Raw genomic sequence first — 18,698 nt, 5'->3', positions numbered from 1 at the left:
ACTTACCCGGGATAGTTGTCTCTGTAAGAAAAGGGGTGTCTTTTAGGCATCTCTTTTTTTATGGAACAAAAGGGATAGATTGGGGGGAAAAGGACTATTACAGGAATAGTGGAATTATAATAAATGGAATATATTTTTAACTGTAGTCCAAGGTTCCTTAAAAGTTGCTTGATTTTAAATCAATTGCAAAGTAAGGAGAATTTTAGTATGAAAATAAAATGGTTTGGACATTCTGCCTTTTTACTAACATCCGAAAGAGGAACCAGGATTCTTATTGATCCATATTATCGCTTCATCCGTTACCGTATGCCAAGCGTTGAGCCAGATATAGTGGCCGTTACCCATAATCATTTCGATCACAATAAAATTCAAGCTGCAACAGGTGATTACTTGCTTGTAAATGAGCCGAAGGAATACATCCGTGAAGATGTAAGAATTAGAGGATTTAAGACATTTCACGACAAGGTAAATGGCGAGAAGAGAGGCCCCAATATTTTATATCGTTTCCAAATGGACGATCTGACCATCTGTCACTGCGGAGATTTAGGGCATCTATTATCAGAAGAACAAGTAAATGAAATTGGAAAAGTGGATGTTCTCATCATTCCTGTAGGAGGTACAGTCACGATTAATGCCTTAGAGGCCGCTCAAGTAATGCGTCAATTGAAATCTACTATTACGATTCCCATGCATTACAGAACAAAGTCATTGTCGGTTGTTGGCTTGATGTTTTCAAAGGTAGATAAGTTTCTTCAGATTTCCGGAAAGCGAACAACCGAAGTTAAGACATTGGATATTTCCAAAGAAAATTTGCCGGAATATGCTGGTGTCGTCACCATGCTCTATGAATGAATATAAGGCTGCGATGTGGATCACAATGATTGCGATGTCTAAAAAATGTTGCGAATTGATAAGAGATCCTGTTAATAACGAAAGGGCAGGTTAGTTCAAGTACAAAAAGGGAAGATACTAATCAATGAATTGAATCAATTAAGCTTCCTCTTTACGTTATAAGGAGATAGAATATAAATAAAAAGGTGATGACAATAAAAAAAGTAAAAAGTATCCTATTCTTTCTTCTTGGGGCCATATCTCTTTTGATTGGTATCGCAGGGACTGTGTTACCAGTTCTGCCAGGCGGTCCGTTTTACTTATTCGCTGCCTTTTGCTTTGCTAAAAGCTCCAAGTCGATTGAAAACTGGTTCAAGAGCACCTCATTATATGAAAAATATGTTGAAGCATTCCTTCAAAAAAAAGGCATGACCCGAAGAGAGAAAATAAGAATCAATTTAATTGCCGATTTCTTCATCGTGATTTCTGTATTTTATGTGGACATCCTATTGGTGAAAATCTTATTGGTCGTACTCGCCCTCTACAAACATTATTATTTCATTAAAAAAATTAAGACAATTGATCGAAACGGTACGGAAAAAAGAGCGTTTTGAACCATCATATTACGGAGTTGCTTCGGCAGCTCTTTTTCTATTGGAGCTAACTGGACAGGAAAAGGGTAGGGAATCATGAAAATATATTTAGGGGTTATATCGTTTGCTTTAATGAGAATGGTATTCCAGAGTAATGGATTTTAAAAAGTTTATTCAACAAACAGGTACATAAGTTGACAACCAGAGCTCCGAATGGTGGTTTTTTGCTAATAATGGGTGGGGTTAGCTGAAGAGGTTAGAGCGCATTTAAGGCAGCTTTTTCTTATGGGATTATCGCGGCAGGTTAGTTAAACAAGCTATGATGAACCAACTGAATACTTAATGGAAAAAGGAATTTTTGACGGTTGTGTGAACAGGTAGGATTAGCAACTAGACATAAAGAATACCTATTTATAAAAGGGGGCTTCTTTAATGGAAAAAGAAAAATTACTAGCTGTGAAATGTTCGTGCTGCAAAAAAGAATTAGACGCAATAGACTTGGTCATCATAAATGAATCACTTCAGCTGACGCATATTCAATGCCCTTATAAAGGAGAAAAAGCAATTATTGATGTAGGATATTTTAATGATGTATTCCGGCAATACCTGCTCTGTACTCATGAAAAAGCCCCTATAAGTGGGGGGATGTAAAGTCCATGGCTTTGCATTTTTAGCAAAAACTTTGTTAATTCGGTTATATAAAGAGCTATGTCGATCAGTTCTTATGGAACAAAAGGTGCAGGATAGTTCAACAAACGTAGTGGCTGGAACCATTTTCTTCTGGGGTACCGCCAAAAAGGTCGGGCAATTACTGCCCGACCTTTCAACTATACTCCACGACATAGATAATGGGATATTAATAATTCGAAACTATAAATATCATTCCTCAATATGTATGTAGATTAGTTTTACTTTGCAAATAAGTGGTTGCCTATTCTAATGACTGTTTCCCTTGTGAAAATCCATTCATCTGTTGCCGACATCGGATTATAATAATAAACAGAACCATGAGTAGGATCCCAACCTTGTAATGCATCAATAACAGCTCGATAAGAATGGCTATTTGGGGTCAAATAATATTGCCCATCATGTACAGCTGTAAAAGCATTTGTCTGGAAAATAACATCGTAAGTATTTTTAGGAAAACCTGATGCTGACATTCGGTTCAAAATTACTGCAGCGACAGCTACTTTTCCTTCATAAGTTTCTCCTCGAGCTTCTCCATGAACAACCCTGGCCATCATTTCAATACTATTTAATTTTTGTTGTGTTTGGTTTCCAAAAACTCCATCTGGCAATATTCCAGAATCTAGTTGAAGTTGTTTCACCGCATGATCAGTAATTGAACCATAATACCCTGTTGGTTGCCTGTTAAAGTAACCCATTTCCTTTAAATTTTCTTGTAAGTCATAAACTGCTTCTCCTTGGCTTCCATTGTGTAAAACTTCTTGAGCAAAGATTGAATTGGGTATAAGAAACATGAAACAAATAAAAATAACAAACGACATTTTTTTTACATTTACCATCAAGTAATACCACCCTTCGATTCATTTTCCTACTATTCTACCTTATCATACAAGAAAAATAGATTTATATTACATTATTACTATTTTAAACCAAAATTTTAGGGGGTCTTCAGACAAATTCATCTGTTTTCTGGGTACCGCCTATCGCCATCAAGCTTAGTAAAAGGATTATACCCAAAACGAAAAATTAAGCTATATGCTGCTGAAGATGGCTTTTTTCGTTTTGAGGTGTAAAGAAATTTTAACTTGATGGGGATGCGACAAGACCCCTTATGGAACTATCGAGGCAGGATAGTTCAACAAAACATCGAGAATTATAAAGTTTACAAGTGGAACCCTGCGTAACATACATGTACTTAGACGGTGCTGACAAATGGCAGTCTGTTATAGGATAATGGGGATATATATTTGATGGGCAAAATATTAGTGGGAAACTCCATATAGAAGGATGTGCTTAACGATGAATGTAGAAATGGTCATGCAGGAGCTTGAAGCCCTAGGCAAGGAACGAACTAAAAAAATGTACATATCCAATGGTGCGCATGAGCCGCTTTTTGGCGTGGCGACAGGCGCCATGAAACCAATTGTAAGGAAAATAAAAATAAATCAGGATTTGGCTGAAGAGCTTTATTCGACAGGCAACTATGATGCCATGTACTTTGCAGGCATCATTGCAGACCCAAAAGCCATGACTGAGTCTGACTATGATCGTTGGATGGATGCTGCATATTTTTATATGCTGTCCGATTATGTAGTGGCTGTAACTTTATCGGAGTCAGATATTGCACAAGAAGTATCCGATAAATGGATTGCAAGCGGTGAAGAGCTGAGAATGTCAGCGGGCTGGAGTTGCTACTGTTGGCTTTTGGGGAATCGAAAAGACGTTGAATTTTCAGAAAGCAAAATTTCCGATATGCTGGACCTTGTGAAGAATACGATTCACGAATCGCCAGAACGAACGAAATCCGCTATGAATAATTTTCTATCCACCGTGGGGATTTCCTATTTGCCGCTCCATGAAAAGGCAGTCGAGACCGCAAAGTCAATAGGGATCATAGAAGTCAATCGGGAAAAGAAAAAAAGCAGTTTTCTAAATGCATACGAAAGTATTCAAAAAGAAGTCGGTAGAGGAAGGCTTGGTTTTAAACGCAAGCATGTAAGATGTTAGATTGGTTTTGCAAAATGAAGGGTAATTTCAATGAAGGAGGTTGCTTAGGCAGCCTTTTTCTTTGTTGATGAACCAATACACACTAAATGTGGGGTGAATGATACTTGAAGTCATTTCAACTAAACGAAAAAACAAGATCCTTTTTAGCGGAATATCAATTATTTGAAGATGATTTGATACAACAAGTGCAGTTACAGCACCGTTTGGAATTAGTGGGGGCATTTGGGATCCAAAGAGGAATGCGTGTATTGGAAATAGGTTGTGGTCAAGGGGATACTACCGTTGCAATAGCAGATGCAGTAGGGGAAAGCGGATCTGTTGTCGCAATAGATATTGCCAGTCCCGATTACGGAGCACCGTTAACATTGGGTCAAGCAACAGGGCGCATAAAGAAATCTTCATTAGGAGAACGGATTGACTTCCATTTTGAAATGGATTTTGATTTTTTTGAATCACCCATCCCATTTGATATGGCGGTATTATCCCATTGTTCATGGTATTTCAAGCAACCAGAGGATTTATTGAAATACTTTAAAAAGATTCGCGGATTGGCAAAACAATTATGTTTTGCAGAATGGGACCTCGACTTCACCTGCCTTTCTCAACGTTCCCACTTTTGTGCAGTTTCCATTCTTGCACTGCATTCAAACTTCGTAAAGAATGAAGGAAATATCCAAAACTTATTTCATAAAACTCAAATTCTCCAGCTGCTCCAGCAAACAAATTTTGAAGTGGTAAAACAACTTACAGTCGATGCAACATTTTTACAGGACGGTCAATGGGAAAAAGATTATGCAAATAGTATCCGTGCAGAATTTATTAAAATCCCTAACATGATACAAACGTTAATAACTGGTTATTATGAACTGATGAACACTTCGAATGGTAAGGAGAAATCATTAAATAGCTTCGTTGTTTGTGCAAAGTAATAATTGTACTCAAATGAATTCAAGATCCAGGGCAGCCTAATGGGTTGCTTTTTGCTTACTAAACTACCATAAAAAGTACTAGATCTTAAAAACTTCTATGAAGTAAACGAAACACTAGATAGCTCGACTATTTAAAGGCATCCATTACAGGTGCCTGATTTTTTTTGTGGACCTTAAAACAGTGTAAGCAACTGAATAATGAATCACAAGAAAATCCATTTTGAACAATCCTTTTTCAAAATGGATTTTTTTTATTTACGCTAATATGGGGGTTAAAGAGGACATTTTTATTAATCTTTATTTCAAAGCTACAGCAGTTAAAACATTTCATTAACTTCCCATGATTCGACAATTTGATGCGCCATCCTCGGATCATATCCTTTACCCATCAGATAGGCAATAGCTGCAATTTCCATCATTGCATGAGGGACAGATGTTTTTTGAGCTTCGTTTAAACCATACTGTACCCAAGGGCCAACCTGTGACAATGTTTCTTGTTTGAGATGGTGTGGGTTAGTGTAAGAAGGATACACAATATTACATCCTTTCAAAATATAGATAAATATCACAATCCTATTTTATGCACCTTAACTTATCCCGTGTTCGATATTCTCTAATTTTATAGATAAAAGTTATGGGTCAAAGGATGTTCTTTTTCAACAATGGGTGGAGGGTAGTTTAAGTGGGAAATTTCACAAGTGTTTCTAACTAAAGTATTGTAACTTCTTCGAAAAGAAACAATCAACCTAAAAGTGAATTTTTTGAAATGGGTCAAACTAGTGGTATCGATTGATAGATTTATGAAAGAACGTTGACAAAGTCCACTAATAACAATAAAGTATTAGTGGATAAAGTCCACTAAAAGGAAGCGAATCATGAATATAAATAAAAATAAAAATACCATGGCTGATATCCGGCAATTCAATCGATTTTATACAAATATACTTGGTGTGTTGGGTAAGCATATATTGGATACCGGATATTCTTTCACTGAGGCACGGGTCATTATGGAAATCGGTTTGATGGAGCAGTGTATAGCAAACAACTTAGTTGATAAACTGGAAATTGATCGCAGCTATATGAGCAGAATAATTAACAAGTTAAGAAAAGATGGACTGGTTATGAAGGAACACTCGACCTTGGATAACAGAACGATTCTGATTCGGTTGACTCCAGAGGGGATGACTCTTTTTAACCAGCTTAATGAAAGATCTGATGAACAATTAGTGAGATTATTCCAAGGATTATCACAAAATGAAATTAAAGAAATCCATGCTTCTATGATGTTCATTCAGAAGAAATTGGATGGTTTGGGGAGATTAAAGGATGATACGTTTTGAAAATGATTATACAGAAGGTGCCCATAAGCGAATTCTGAACCGATTAATAGAAACCAATGAAGAACAAACACCCGGATATGGAGTGGATGAACACTGTGAAAAAGCGAGAGCTTACATTCGAAAAGAGTGTGATGCCGCGAATGCGGATGTACACTTTTTAGTGGGAGGAACACAGACGAATACAACTATCATCGCCTCAATTTTGCGGCCGCATCAAGGGGCGATTGCTGCAATCACCGGGCATATCGCGGTACATGAAACAGGCGCAATTGAAGCAACTGGCCATAAAGTGCTTACTTTGCCGAGTGATGATGGAAAAATTCAACCTGAACAGGTGAAAGAATTATATGATGCCCACTGGAATGATGTTACCCATGAGCATATGGTACAGCCAGGCTTGGTTTACATTTCCAACCCTACAGAAAATGGAACGACTTATAGTAAAGCCGAATTGGAAGCATTAAGTGAAGTTTGCCGGGAATGTAGTTTGCCATTGGTATTGGATGGCGCCAGATTAGGGTATGGCTTGGCTTCGAAGGACTGCGATTTAACCTTGGCTGATGTTGCAAGGCTATGTGATGTGTTCTATATAGGGGGAACGAAGGTTGGGGCAATGTTTGGTGAAGCGGCAGTCATCATGAATGATGCCCTGAAAAAGGACTTCCGCTATTTCATCAAGCAAAGGGGAGGAATGCTCGCTAAAGGGAGACTATTGGGGATCCAGTTTGAAACCTTATTTGAAGACGGCCTATACTATGAAATTTCTAAACATGCCGTGGAAATGTCAATGATGATTCGGGAAGCATTTGTTGAAAATGGATTTTCATTACGATATGATTCCACATCAAATCAGCAGTTTCCCATCTTGCCGGAAGATGTAATGCAGGAATTAGGTAAAAAGTATTCATTCTCCTTCTGGGAAAAAGTCGATGCTACACACAGTGCTGTGAGATTTTGTACCAGTTGGGCTACGAAAAAAGAACATGTTGACATGCTCGTAGAGGATATCAAGGCAATAAAAGGAGAAAAAAATGGCCACGATCGAGTTATATTTAGAGAATAGTTATCTAAAAGAATGTTCGGCAAATATTGTTTCAATACAAGACCGGTTTGTTGTGTTCGATCAAACCATTTTTTATCCAGGCGGCGGTGGGCAGCCCTGTGACCGGGGAATCATAAAACAAGGTGATGAAACTTATAAAATATTAACAGTAAAAAAAGTAGATGGTGAAATCATTCATGAATTGGAACGGCCATTAAAGGACATTAATCAAACGGCAAAGATGCAGATTGACTGGACTTGGCGGTATCAGAATATGCAGTATCACACATTATTGCATGTCATTTCAGGTTATTTTTTTCAACATTACAATGCTTTAGCTACAAGCAGTCAAATTGAAAAAGAACATGCGAGATTAGAGCTGTCTTTTTCTCCTGACATAATGGAAGAAATACCATTCGATCAATTGGAACAATCGATAAAGAAGATACTGGCACAACCCCATAATGTTTACACGAAAACAATTAGCAGAGCTGAAGCAGAGCAAAAAGTAGGGGTTATTAAAACGGTCATTAACTTACTTCCAGCTTCTCTTAACGAAATTCGAATCGTTCAAATAAATGATATTGATGAGCAAGGATGTGGCGGAACCCACGTCAGCAACACGAATGAAATTAAAGACTTTTCCATTATGAAAATTCAACAAAAAGGTCCCACGAAAAAAAGGATTAAAATTCAATTTTTGGGATAAGTTCTGCTAATGAAAAGTATGGACTCCATATCCTTTGAAGTCGCCAATTATTTTTAGTTGGTGGGAGTTTATCGAACCTAAATATAAATCCAAAAAAAATCATTTTGACAGGAACAGATTGAAATAAGGTACAAAGTAAATAGGGCTTTTAACATGAGAGTTGTTCTGGCAGCTCTTTTTTTTTTGGAGTTAACTGGGCAAATAGCGACTTTAATTTTTAAAATTTACATGCAATAATTGGGACATTCGTTAAAATAACTAAAAAGTAAACGAGGGGGAGTCTGATGGAGAGGATTAATTATTCTATTGTTGATGTGTTTTCAAATGGAAAATATACAGGAAACCAACTCGCGGTTTTTAAAAACGCTGGGAATATTCCGGATAAAGTAATGCAACAGATAGCCAAAGAAATTAATTTTTCCGAAACTACCTTTATCTTGTCTGATTCAAAAAATGATGGCGGTTATGATGTCCGGATATTTACACCTTATGAAGAGGTTCCATTTGCTGGACATCCGACTATAGGAACTGCATATATCATTCAAAACGAAGTATTAGAAGCACCATTGGATAACATTATTTTAAACTTTAAAGGTGGACAGATAACAGTATCATTCAATAATCAAGAAGAGCTTCTATGGATGAAACAAAATCAACCAACTTTTGGCCGGATTTTAGATACAGATAAAATTTCTGAAGTTTTAAATATACATAAAGAAAACATAGATGATAGATTCCCCATTCAAGAAGTTTCGACGGGACTTCCAGTGCTTGTTGTCCCATTAAAATCATTGGAAGCCGTTAAAAAAGTAAAGATAAATAGAGAAAAATATTTTGAGTTAATTGAACATATGGATGCAAAAGCCATTATGGTTTTTTCTCCAGAAACATATGATTCGAAAAATGATTTGAATGTTCGCGACTTTGCGGACTATTATGGTATTCCCGAAGATGCAGCCACTGGCAGTTCTAATGGGTGTTTAGCTGCTTACTTAGTTAAATACGGGTATTTTGAAAGAAGTGAAATAGACATTCGCGTAGAACAAGGATACGAAATCGAAAGACCTTCTTTATTGTTTTTAAAAGCAAGTGATGATAATGGGGAAATCGACGTTCATGTTGGAGGTAAAGTAGTGAAAATTGCTCAAGGTGAATGGTTTCTTTAATAACCTGACCTTTTCAACTGACAAATGCTTTACTTCAAAACAGGGAAGGTTGCTGAGGCAGCCTTTTTCTTATTGAACGAACAGGCATACTTACCGATAATCCAATCGATTTAATTTGAAAATGAATGACAATTAATGGGGAGAGTCCCACACAAAAGGAGGTCTTCCAAATGAATAAAGAATCAGTACTGATCGTGGAAGACGAAGAAAAGATCTTAAGACTGCTTGAATTGGAGCTTGAAATCGAAGGCTATCAGGTTGGAAAGGCAATGGACGGCAAGGAGGCCCTTGAAGCATATCAATCAAGAAAGTGGGATTTGATCTTATTGGATGTGATGCTTCCGGGCATAAGCGGGATCGAGCTGCTTCGGAAAATTCGAACGAAGAATAATATCACTCCTGTCATCCTGTTAACGGCAAAAGGCTCGGTTGAAGATAAAGTTTCCGGTCTTGATCTCGGCGCGAATGATTATATCACCAAACCTTTCCAAATTGAGGAATTGCTTGCCCGAATTCGTGCGGTTTTAAGAATGCGGCCTGCTGCACCTTCAATGGAAGCTGAAATCGGTGGATGGCTAAATACTGCCGATTTAAAAGTGAATGTCAAAACACGCGAGGTCATTAGAGGTGATAGTCATATTGAACTAACGCCAAAGGAGTATGATTTACTTCTTTATTTACTGAAGAATAAGCGTCAGGTGCTAAGCCGTGATCAAATTCTGGGAGCGGTTTGGGGGTATGATTTCCAGGGAGAAACAAACGTGGTGGATGTGTATATCCGATATGTTCGCAAAAAGCTCGAACATGGCTTTGAAACGCCGCTCATTCATACCGTAAGAGGCGTTGGCTACGTCATGAAGGAAGCAAAATGAGACTTCGCAAGAAAATAAACTTATATACTGCGGTGTTATTCATTTTCCTGCTGCTTTTGATGAATGTTTCCATTTATTTTGTTTTCAGTAATCTGATGATGGTGAATGAAATGAATCGTGCGAAAGCGGAGACGGGGAAAATTGCCTTTGATGTTAGTGAAAATGTTAATAATATATCTCCAAATGATTTACTTCGAGCCTATCTGCCTATAGATGGCATGATTGGTATCGTAATCGAAGGTCAGCGAAAAGGAACAGCTGTTACATCCAATTCTGAAAAACAATTAAGCAATCGAAATAGCCGCTTTTACCCCGGTGAGAAGAGCGAGATCATCACTTATCAGCAGAAAAAGTATGTATTCGTTTCAAACCCGATCGTTTGGGGGGATGGAAGTGTAGTTAATCTTCAAATCACCAAAAGCATGTCAGCAACCGAAGAAATGCTCGCTGTTCTGCGCATCGTATTAATCGCTGTAACCATCATTGCCATGATACCTGTTCTGATATCAAGCACTATTCTTAGTAACTTCATCGCCCGTCCGATTCGATCGATGATCGATACGATGAAGGAAATTCAAACTAGCGGCCAATTTAAGCGGCTTAGCCTAGAAGAAAAATCAAAGGATGAGCTTGTGGAAATGGGAAAAACGTTTAATCACATGATCGATTTACTGCAGGCCAACTTCGAAAAACAGGAGCAATTCGTATCGAATGCTTCACATGAATTAAAAACACCGCTAACTGTCATCGAAAGCTATGCAAGCCTTTTGAAGAGAAAAGGGTTGGAGCGTCCTGATTTGTTTGATGAATCCATAGAGGCCATTCATTCTGAAGCCATTAGAATGAGAGAGATGACAGAGCAAATGCTCCTGCTTGCAAAGCATCAGGAAAAATGGAATATAGAGAAGGAAAATGTCAATCTGACCGATATCATGGCAGAGTTAGCGAAAGTATATAAGAATGCGTACAATCGGACAGTGGAAATTTATAGTGGCGATGCAATTGAAGCAGTAACGGATGTTCAAAAGTTAAAACAGCTTTTGTTTATTTTTTTAGACAATGCAAGAAAGTATAGTGACGAGCTAATCTCCGTCTACATAGGACAAACAAGTAATGAAGCATATATCCGCATCGAAGACAGAGGGGATGGAATTCCAAAGGCTGAATTGCCAAAAGTGTTCGATCGTTTTTATCGTGTGGATAAAGCTAGAAACAGAAAGCAAGGCGGATCTGGATTGGGGCTTTCCGTGGCAAAGGAAATTGCTGATGCAATAGATGTGCGGATTGAAATGGACAGTCTCGAAGGCAGGGGAACGATCGTTACTCTTTTATTTAATTAAGCCAGAATGATGTTGGATGGGGGATACGATGAAGATTAGAAAAGTGCTGATACCAGCCGGATATATTCTCGTTTTTGGTCTGCTATCATTCGTCGGATTTCAATGGTGGGCTCCATCATTATCCGCGGAAAGTTTGACGAAAGAAGAAGTGAACCAGACAGCAAAGGATAAATTTCCTGGAACCATTATGAAGACAACGAAAAGTGAAGGTGAAGAATATCAGATTGAAATGCAGCTTGAAACCGGGGTCTATCAAATTAGGATGGATGCGAAAAGCGGGGAAGTCCGTTCTATAAAAACCATTGGTCATACAGCTGAAGCGACTACGGAAAAAGCACCCCAAAAGCTACTGACCCAAAACGAAATAAAGACGCGTATTTCCTCACAAGGTGACCTGGAACAAATTGATTTTGTACAGGAGAAAGACAACTCCTTTTATAAAGCGGTGGTAAATAAGAATAACGAAAAAATCACCTTGATACTCAATCCATATACAGGAGCTATAATTGACTCGACACTGGTGGCAGATAGTATCATTACAGAAAGCGAAGCAATTGCGATTGCCGAAAAACATGTAAAAGGAACAGGTGATGATACAGAATTTTATCAACCTCTAGATCAGACACCTTATTATTTGGTCGAAGTTGAATTGGAGGACGATCGAGACGCAGTCGTTCAAGTGGACGGCTACACGAAGGAAGTAAAAACAATCACGTGGGAAGATGACGAAGAGAACGATAATGATGGCCCTGAATAAAATAGTGGCTCATAAGGGTTTACTAATCTAGACGTAAATTGAATAAAGCAAAAAAAAGGGTGATGCTATTAGCTGTCTAATATGCATCACCCTTTTTGGCTTTGGTGAGTAAGGAAAATGCAAAAAAAAAGAGAAGGAACTGTAATAATTCTCACCAATTTCTAATCCTTCTATCATTTAACTCTAATTAACCATCTCTAACATGGAATAAAGCACCAAATGATAAAACAGAGCCAAAGAAGCGAGTGGATGAAAGGCATCTGGATTATTGTACATAAAACATTCCATCATATTTCTACACCTTAACAAAGTTTTGCAAAGAGAAAGGAGAATCAGTAATGTCAGTTATTTCTAGCATTCTGGATTACAACAAGACGTTTGTCGATCAAAACAAATATGAAAGGTTTCAAACGACAAAGTATCCAGATAAAAAGATCGTCATCATAACGTGCATGGATACCCGGCTGTTGGAATTGCTTCCAAAGGCGATGGGGTTAAGAAATGGAGATGCGAAAATCATTAAAAACGCCGGAGCCATTGTTTCTCATCCATTTGGCAGCATTATGCGCAGTATCCTTGTCGCCATTTATGAGCTGAAAGTGGAGGAAGTGTGTGTGATCGGACATCACGGATGCGGTATGGTGGGGCTTCAATCCTCTTCACTGCTTGATGCCGCAAAGGAGAAGAAAATCAGCCAGGAGCAAATTGATATCCTTACAAACTCTGGTATTGATTTATCAAAGTGGCTGACAGGCTTTCAATGCGTTGAGGAGAGTGTAAGGAATAGTGTCCATTTGATCAAAAACCATCCATTATTACCGGATTCCATTGCCGTCCACGGTATGGTCATCCATCCCGAAACGGGTAAACTGGATCGAATCATAGATGGATATAGCAATATGGTCAGCAAGGAAGAAATGCATATCAAATAAAAGAAGGAGCGATAAAATGATGGGTTCTAGCAGGTTTGAAGGATATAACTTAGACCATTTTCAGAAAGACCTGGTTGCCGGGGTGGTAGTTGGGATAGTAGCGATTCCTTTAGCGATGGCTTTTGCCATTGCTTCTGGAGTAAGGCCGGAATACGGACTGTACACATCGATTATTGCAGGAATCATGGTCTCCCTTTTTGGCGGATCGAAATATCAAATTGCAGGCCCGACCGGAGCCTTTGTCCCGGTCTTGTTAGGGGTGGTCATGCAGTACGGATATGAAAAACTGTTAATCGCCGGTTTCCTGGCAGGTATCATGATTTTTCTTTTAGGTGTCTTCAAACTGGGAAGATTCATCAAGTTTATTCCGCGTCCAGTTACCATCGGCTTTACAGCTGGAATTGCCGTGATCATCTTCTCGGGGCAGATTGCCAATTTCTTTGGACTCAGTAACTTAAAAAAAGAAGAGGTCTTTCTTTTAAATATGAAAGAAATCTTAGTGAACCTCAATACAGTGAATATCTATAGTGTACTGGTAGCTAGCTTAAGTCTGACTCTCGTCATATTAACTCCAAAATATTTACCGAAAATCCCTGGAGCATTGCTGGGATTGATTGTATCAACTCTTGTCGCCAGCTTATTCTTTCCAGGTCAGGTAGCGACCATAGGATCGGCATATGGCGCCATTCCTAATGCATTGCCCCATTTTCAGTTTCCCCATATCACTGGCGGTCTGGTGATTGAACTCCTTCCGGCTGCTTTGGTCATCGCCATGCTTGGAGGTATTGAATCACTCTTATCCGCTGTAGTGGCAGACGGCATGACCAACAGTAAACATAACAGCAATAAAGAGCTGATGGGACAAGGATTGACCAATATGATTGCGCCTTTATTTGGAGGCATTCCGGCTACAGGTGCTATCGCCCGTACTGCGACGAATATTAAAAACGGTGCAGTCTCCCCCATATCAGGCGTGATTCATGGGTTGGTGGTATTGCTGGTGTTAGTCAGTTTGGCGCCTTATGCTTCGGCCATTCCTTTGGCCAGCATGGCCCCGATTCTTATGTTTGTCGCATGGAACATGAGCGAACGCAAAGAATTTTCGCATATTTTAAAAGCCAAAACCATGGACTCGGTCGTATTGCTCGTTACCTTCGTGTTAACCGTAGTGATTGACCTGACAACAGGCGTCGGGATCGGATTACTCTTAGCCATTCTATCGTTCGTTAAACTGATGAGCGGTACATTGAAATTATCAAAGGTATTACCAGATCCAGCTGATAAACTAGTTAAACCAGAAATGGTGCAACAAGGTTCAAGCTGCCCGCAGATTAACATTTATACGATAGAAGGACCTTTATTCTTTGGCACAATCGAAAGGCTGCAAGAAGAAATCGAGGAAATAATGCGATCAAAACCAAAAGTCCTCCTATTAAGAATGAGCAATGTGTCCTTTATCGATACATCGGGGGAAGCACTGCTAACCGACATCGTGAAGCAATTCAAGTTTCATAACCTACAAGTGCTGATTTCAGGAATTCAACAGGAACCTAAAGAAATACTGAGAAAAACCGGGTTTATTGAACTGGTTGGTGAGGAACAGTTCTTTTCCAGTACGGGTGATGCCATCAATAAAGCTTTATCCAAACTGGATGAGAACCGTTGTAAAGGGTGTAAACAGTTTTCATTTGCTGAATGTACCGCACTCTCACAGCAAGTTCAAAAGCCTGCGTTATTAAAACAAAGCAGAAAACGGGAGATAGGATTAACTTGATTTCCGTCAAGAAGAAAAGGCATCCGCTTTTGGCGGATGCCTTTCTCTTCAACTTCTTTTATTTCTGCTGCAAGATTTCGGGTTATTGAAATCATTAACACATCGAGCTTGTTCACTCAGGGATTTATCCTGACTATTTAATTGTATGCCACTAAAAACCTGATCCCAAATCGCCTCATCCCAAACTTGGTTAGGTACTTCTAAAACACAAACATTTTCTATGTTCCATGCTAAATCAGAAATACTTGTTGCATCATCCGAGGGGATTAGTATTAATACAGTAAATTCCTTTTCTTTTAACATGTCCTTCATTACTTGTTGAAACAAAGTGGCTTGCTCATATTTTGTTGACCATCTTACAAATAGGATTGAATCACTATCTTTGATCGTTTCAATGAATCTTGCTATTCTTTTATCTAAATTCTCTTTGAAATCAGGATATGTTTCAAACCATTCTTTATCAGGCAGGATGGGGAAATCGTGAACTGAAGTGACTTTATAATGGTTATCTCTTACAAAATAGGTATTTACAGCATTTATATCTATGTCATCGTCAAAATAAGTACCGGAACCATCTACTAAAGTCAAATTCTTCAATTCCATATATTCCTTGAACTGATTACTATATAGCCTGGCCACTTCTGCAAATGACTCGGTAAAGACCCAGTCGAGAGGCAAAGAAAATCTTCTTAAGCCAAGTCTTCTTAGGTTCAAAGCGGGAGTGCAAGCACTGCCTGAAGGAATGATTACATCATAAGATTTCTTGATTTCCGTTAATTTCACTATTAATCCCCCTTTCTATAACTATCTATACTATATTAGATGGTAATTTTCTTTTTATTGATTGGACAAACCAAAAAAAGGCTTTATATCAGGCAATGCCAACATGAATATTTATAAATAGGTTCAGCGATCTTTTTAGACAAAGCAAAACGCATGCCCTAATTAAGAGCATGCGTGAACGTTTATTCTTCTATGATATCCAACTCTTTCAGGGCTTCAAGCGTAATCGTTTTGGCTTTGCTTCCGCTGCCGTCCATGTTCGTTGCGAAGGCCCATTCCCCTTTGTCCGTTTCGATGTACCCCACATACCAGCCCAATCCCATATCAGAAAGGCGTGTACCGGTTTTTCCGTGGAGGACATATGAGTCCGCTTCTTCATTGATCATGATTCTCTTTACGGTTCTCATATGCTGCTTATCGATAGGCAGCTTTTCCTCTACAAGCTTTTCCATGAATTGGACTTGTTCCCGGGCAGAAATCTTTATGCTGCTATCCAGCCAGAACTGATCGATCCCGCCGGAGATATCACGATTGCCGTAATCGAGCAGGTTCACATACTGCTGCATGTTTTCCGCCCCGATATCGCGGGCCATTGCTTGATAATACCAAATCACGGAATGCCTCATGGCTGAAGCAAGCGTATGATCTCTGTACCAATCTTCAAATTCCCTGATTACGCCATCCCAGCGCTTCACTTCATATTCATCGCTCACCGTTTTTGTCTGTAAACCGATTAATGCATTCGCCACTTTGAATGTCGATTCTGGTGTGTAGCGTACTTTACTTCTCTGTTTATTATAGATAAATACCTTATCATTTTTTAAGTTTTGAAGTACCATCGTGCCTTCCGCACCATCGAAGGAATCCCCGATATCCAGTTCTTTCACCTTTTGATCGTTAGCACTTGCATGAATCGTGCCCATGGAACCAGTGACTAGCAGGACAAGAATGAAACATAACGTTTTGATTTTCATTACACACTCTCCTTTAAGGCATGGATTGATCGATCATCAAATAATTTCCATAAAACAGGTTGATAGCTAAAGTATACCTATTCCTGATGAAAAACGAAACCTTATTCTTGGACTCTATCTAGATAGTATCGATTAAGGAGGAATGCAGCGAGTAGCAATGAATATATAAAGCAAACGATGGAATGGGAGGAATCTATCATGGAGGTTAACCAAAGAAAAATAAATAGTAATGAAAAAGAAATTACATACACACATATTGAAACCGGAAGTCCGGCCATTTGTTTTATGTTTTCAGGTGCAGGGTACACGTATGAGAAGCCGCTATTCTATTATTCGACGATGATCATGCTTCAAAATCAGTATGATGTCGTGCATATTCATTACGCCTACGACCAGGATATATTCAAGCATCCATTGGTGGATATCACAAAAGTGATCGTTAATGATATCAATCCCGTCATTACGGAAGTGCTTCAAAATCATGAATATCAAGGAACTGTGTTTCTAGGCAAATCACTTGGCACCATCCCCATCATCAACGGAATCATGAAAAGTGAGCGGTTTACGAATGCCAAAATGATTTTGCTGACGCCTCTATTGAAGTTCGATTCGATTTTTGATGGGTTATTGAGCTGCAAACATTTAGCACATATAGTTATAGGTGAAAAAGATCATCATTATATTCCAGATAAAATTCAAGCGATTGAAAATAAACCGAACATAAGCATGAATAAAATCCCGCATGCAAATCATTCCTTGGATATTGAACCTTTCGATACTTCAAGGACGATCATCGTGCTGGAAGGTGTAATGAATAGAATGGAAGAGTTTTTAAAAAATATAGGTTAGCGGAATACAAAGGGATTCAATCCAGGAGTTAGCAGGTGAAGAATGTTATAATAAGAGTATTGTAGTTTGGAGTTCTGAAAGGAGAAATGATGGTGGGAACCAATACATTTCATTCAATTGATGAATATATCATACAATTTCCCGAGGAAGTTCAGGAGATATTAAAAACGTTAAGAAAAGTCATAAAGGATGCAGCACCGGATGCAGAAGAGAAGATAAGCTATCAAATGCCTACCTTTGTTTTATATGGAAATCTGGTACATTTCGCTGCCTATAAAAAACATATAGGATTCTATCCAACTCCAAGCGCGATCTCTGCGTTTGAATCTGCCTTATCTGAATATAAATGTTCAAAAGGGGCCGTTCAGTTTCCACTAAACAAGCCAATTCCTTATGAATTAATAACCGAGATGGTTATATTTAGAGTGGAAGCGAACAAAAGGAAAAAAGCAGAAGGCAAATCTCAAAAGAAAAAATAGCATCGATTATTATCAGAATTCACAAAATGCTTAATATATGAGAGTATGAACTGCAAGGATTTTAGGACCGAAAGAGAAAGGTGGAAATAATATGTTCAAAAAATTATTCAGTAAAAAAGAAAGTGTGGAACAACTGCTTGCTCCTATAAACGGACAAGTAATAAAAATAGAAGATGTTCCGGATCCGGTGTTTTCCGGGAAAATGATGGGGGACGGAATAGCGATTCTTCCTGAGGAAGGGTTGGTCGTATCTCCAATCGATGCAGAAGTGATCCAGGTTTTTCATACTAAACATGCTCTAGGCCTCCGTACGAAGAATGGCATAGAATTGTTGATTCATATTGGCTTGGAAACAGTTAACCTTAAAGGCGAGGGATTTGAAGTCCATGTCGCAGAAGGGCAAAGGGTAAAAGCAGGAGACAAGCTTGTGACATTTGATATCGATTTTCTAAAATCCAACGCTCCAAGCATCGTTACTCCGATCGTTGTCACGAATGGCGAGCTGGTTGAAAAACTGGAAAAAACAAATAATACCCAAGCAACTATTAACGATACGGAGATCATGAGTGTTTATTTGAAATGAAAAGAAAGATTCCATGCTGATTTCTCCTTTTAGGCTGCAAGCAGGAAAATC

21 protein-coding genes are annotated in these 18,698 nt (G+C 38.6%); 17 read left to right on the top strand and 4 right to left on the bottom strand.

The window, feature by feature from the left end:
* Positions 1–207 precede the first annotated feature (207 nt).
* The 3 genes from AC3WLU_RS05055 (at position 208) to AC3WLU_RS05045 (ending at position 2,075) form a co-directional block, all read left to right on the top strand.
* Positions 208–852, top strand: a complete 645-nt coding sequence (locus AC3WLU_RS05055) for an MBL fold metallo-hydrolase (RefSeq protein ID WP_492596908.1) — start codon at positions 208–210, stop codon at positions 850–852.
* 188 nt (positions 853–1,040) lie between these two features.
* Complete coding sequence (locus tag AC3WLU_RS05050; protein ID WP_048687144.1) at positions 1,041–1,445, top strand: YbaN family protein; 405 nt, start codon at positions 1,041–1,043, stop codon at positions 1,443–1,445.
* 411 nt (positions 1,446–1,856) lie between these two features.
* The gene (locus tag AC3WLU_RS05045) at positions 1,857–2,075 is read left to right on the top strand and encodes a hypothetical protein (protein WP_098187372.1); all 219 of its coding nucleotides are present in this window, start codon (positions 1,857–1,859) and stop codon (positions 2,073–2,075) included.
* Positions 2,076–2,332: 257 nt separating this feature from the next.
* On the opposite strand, the gene AC3WLU_RS05040 is transcribed toward AC3WLU_RS05045, so the two are convergent.
* On the bottom strand, positions 2,333–2,950 hold the full coding sequence (locus AC3WLU_RS05040) for a cell wall hydrolase (protein ID WP_492596907.1): 618 nt from the start codon (positions 2,948–2,950) through the stop codon (positions 2,333–2,335).
* A gap of 460 nt (positions 2,951–3,410) precedes the next feature.
* Here AC3WLU_RS05040 and AC3WLU_RS05035 point away from each other — a divergent pair, with 460 nt between their 5' ends.
* Positions 3,411–4,118: a DNA alkylation repair protein gene (locus AC3WLU_RS05035; protein WP_492596906.1), complete on the top strand. Its 708-nt coding sequence runs from the start codon at positions 3,411–3,413 to the stop codon at positions 4,116–4,118.
* 104 nt (positions 4,119–4,222) lie between these two features.
* A complete protein-coding gene (locus AC3WLU_RS05030; RefSeq protein ID WP_492596905.1) occupies positions 4,223–5,047 on the top strand; it encodes a class I SAM-dependent methyltransferase in 825 nt (274 codons plus the stop codon).
* Between the two features lie 317 nt (positions 5,048–5,364).
* On the opposite strand, the gene AC3WLU_RS05025 is transcribed toward AC3WLU_RS05030, so the two are convergent.
* Positions 5,365–5,580: a hypothetical protein gene (locus AC3WLU_RS05025; protein ID WP_054399744.1), complete on the bottom strand. Its 216-nt coding sequence runs from the start codon at positions 5,578–5,580 to the stop codon at positions 5,365–5,367.
* Between the two features lie 342 nt (positions 5,581–5,922).
* Here AC3WLU_RS05025 and AC3WLU_RS05020 point away from each other — a divergent pair, with 342 nt between their 5' ends.
* The 9 genes from AC3WLU_RS05020 (at position 5,923) to AC3WLU_RS04980 (ending at position 14,979) form a co-directional block, all read left to right on the top strand.
* Entirely contained in the window at positions 5,923–6,387 is a 465-nt protein-coding gene (locus AC3WLU_RS05020) for a MarR family winged helix-turn-helix transcriptional regulator (protein ID WP_492596904.1), read from the top strand.
* A complete protein-coding gene (locus tag AC3WLU_RS05015) occupies positions 6,374–7,450 on the top strand; it encodes a threonine aldolase family protein (protein ID WP_063575236.1) in 1,077 nt (358 codons plus the stop codon). The genes AC3WLU_RS05020 and AC3WLU_RS05015 overlap by 14 nt, the downstream gene beginning before the upstream one ends.
* Positions 7,419–8,138 carry an alanyl-tRNA editing protein gene (locus AC3WLU_RS05010; RefSeq protein WP_492596903.1) on the top strand — a complete coding sequence of 240 codons (720 nt, stop codon included), beginning with the start codon at positions 7,419–7,421 and terminating at the stop codon, positions 8,136–8,138. Before AC3WLU_RS05015 ends, AC3WLU_RS05010 begins: the two co-directional genes overlap by 32 nt.
* 284 nt (positions 8,139–8,422) lie before the next feature.
* Positions 8,423–9,304 carry a PhzF family phenazine biosynthesis protein gene (locus AC3WLU_RS05005; RefSeq protein ID WP_492596902.1) on the top strand — a complete coding sequence of 294 codons (882 nt, stop codon included), beginning with the start codon at positions 8,423–8,425 and terminating at the stop codon, positions 9,302–9,304.
* Between the two features lie 170 nt (positions 9,305–9,474).
* Positions 9,475–10,176, top strand: a complete 702-nt coding sequence (locus tag AC3WLU_RS05000) for a response regulator transcription factor (RefSeq protein ID WP_034304119.1) — start codon at positions 9,475–9,477, stop codon at positions 10,174–10,176.
* Positions 10,173–11,516, top strand: a complete 1,344-nt coding sequence (locus tag AC3WLU_RS04995) for a sensor histidine kinase (protein WP_492596901.1) — start codon at positions 10,173–10,175, stop codon at positions 11,514–11,516. Before AC3WLU_RS05000 ends, AC3WLU_RS04995 begins: the two co-directional genes overlap by 4 nt.
* Before the next feature lie 28 nt (positions 11,517–11,544).
* On the top strand, positions 11,545–12,273 hold the full coding sequence (locus AC3WLU_RS04990) for a PepSY domain-containing protein (RefSeq protein WP_492596900.1): 729 nt from the start codon (positions 11,545–11,547) through the stop codon (positions 12,271–12,273).
* A gap of 338 nt (positions 12,274–12,611) precedes the next feature.
* On the top strand, positions 12,612–13,205 hold the full coding sequence (locus AC3WLU_RS04985) for a beta-class carbonic anhydrase (protein WP_413005245.1): 594 nt from the start codon (positions 12,612–12,614) through the stop codon (positions 13,203–13,205).
* 16 nt (positions 13,206–13,221) lie between these two features.
* Complete coding sequence (locus tag AC3WLU_RS04980) at positions 13,222–14,979, top strand: SulP family inorganic anion transporter (protein WP_492596899.1); 1,758 nt, start codon at positions 13,222–13,224, stop codon at positions 14,977–14,979.
* 48 nt (positions 14,980–15,027) lie between these two features.
* On the opposite strand, the gene AC3WLU_RS04975 is transcribed toward AC3WLU_RS04980, so the two are convergent.
* Positions 15,028–15,762: a DUF1796 family putative cysteine peptidase gene (locus AC3WLU_RS04975; protein ID WP_057277006.1), complete on the bottom strand. Its 735-nt coding sequence runs from the start codon at positions 15,760–15,762 to the stop codon at positions 15,028–15,030.
* A 182-nt stretch (positions 15,763–15,944) separates the two neighbouring features.
* The gene (gene blaOXA / locus AC3WLU_RS04970) at positions 15,945–16,736 is read right to left on the bottom strand and encodes a class D beta-lactamase (protein WP_492596898.1); all 792 of its coding nucleotides are present in this window, start codon (positions 16,734–16,736) and stop codon (positions 15,945–15,947) included.
* Positions 16,737–16,934: 198 nt separating this feature from the next.
* Here blaOXA and AC3WLU_RS04965 point away from each other — a divergent pair, with 198 nt between their 5' ends.
* From AC3WLU_RS04965 to AC3WLU_RS04955, 3 genes are all read left to right on the top strand, one after another.
* On the top strand, positions 16,935–17,585 hold the full coding sequence (locus AC3WLU_RS04965) for an alpha/beta hydrolase (protein ID WP_492596897.1): 651 nt from the start codon (positions 16,935–16,937) through the stop codon (positions 17,583–17,585).
* Between the two features lie 89 nt (positions 17,586–17,674).
* Complete coding sequence (locus AC3WLU_RS04960) at positions 17,675–18,064, top strand: iron chaperone (protein WP_095679008.1); 390 nt, start codon at positions 17,675–17,677, stop codon at positions 18,062–18,064.
* Positions 18,065–18,155: 91 nt separating this feature from the next.
* Positions 18,156–18,647, top strand: a complete 492-nt coding sequence (locus AC3WLU_RS04955; RefSeq protein ID WP_048687174.1) for a PTS sugar transporter subunit IIA — start codon at positions 18,156–18,158, stop codon at positions 18,645–18,647.
* Positions 18,648–18,698 lie beyond the last annotated feature (51 nt).

The sequence above is a fragment of the Peribacillus sp. FW305-BF15 genome (assembly GCF_058783805.1).
The sequence above is the reverse complement of the archived record's forward strand: the minus strand, read 5'-3'. Positions and strand labels throughout refer to the sequence as shown.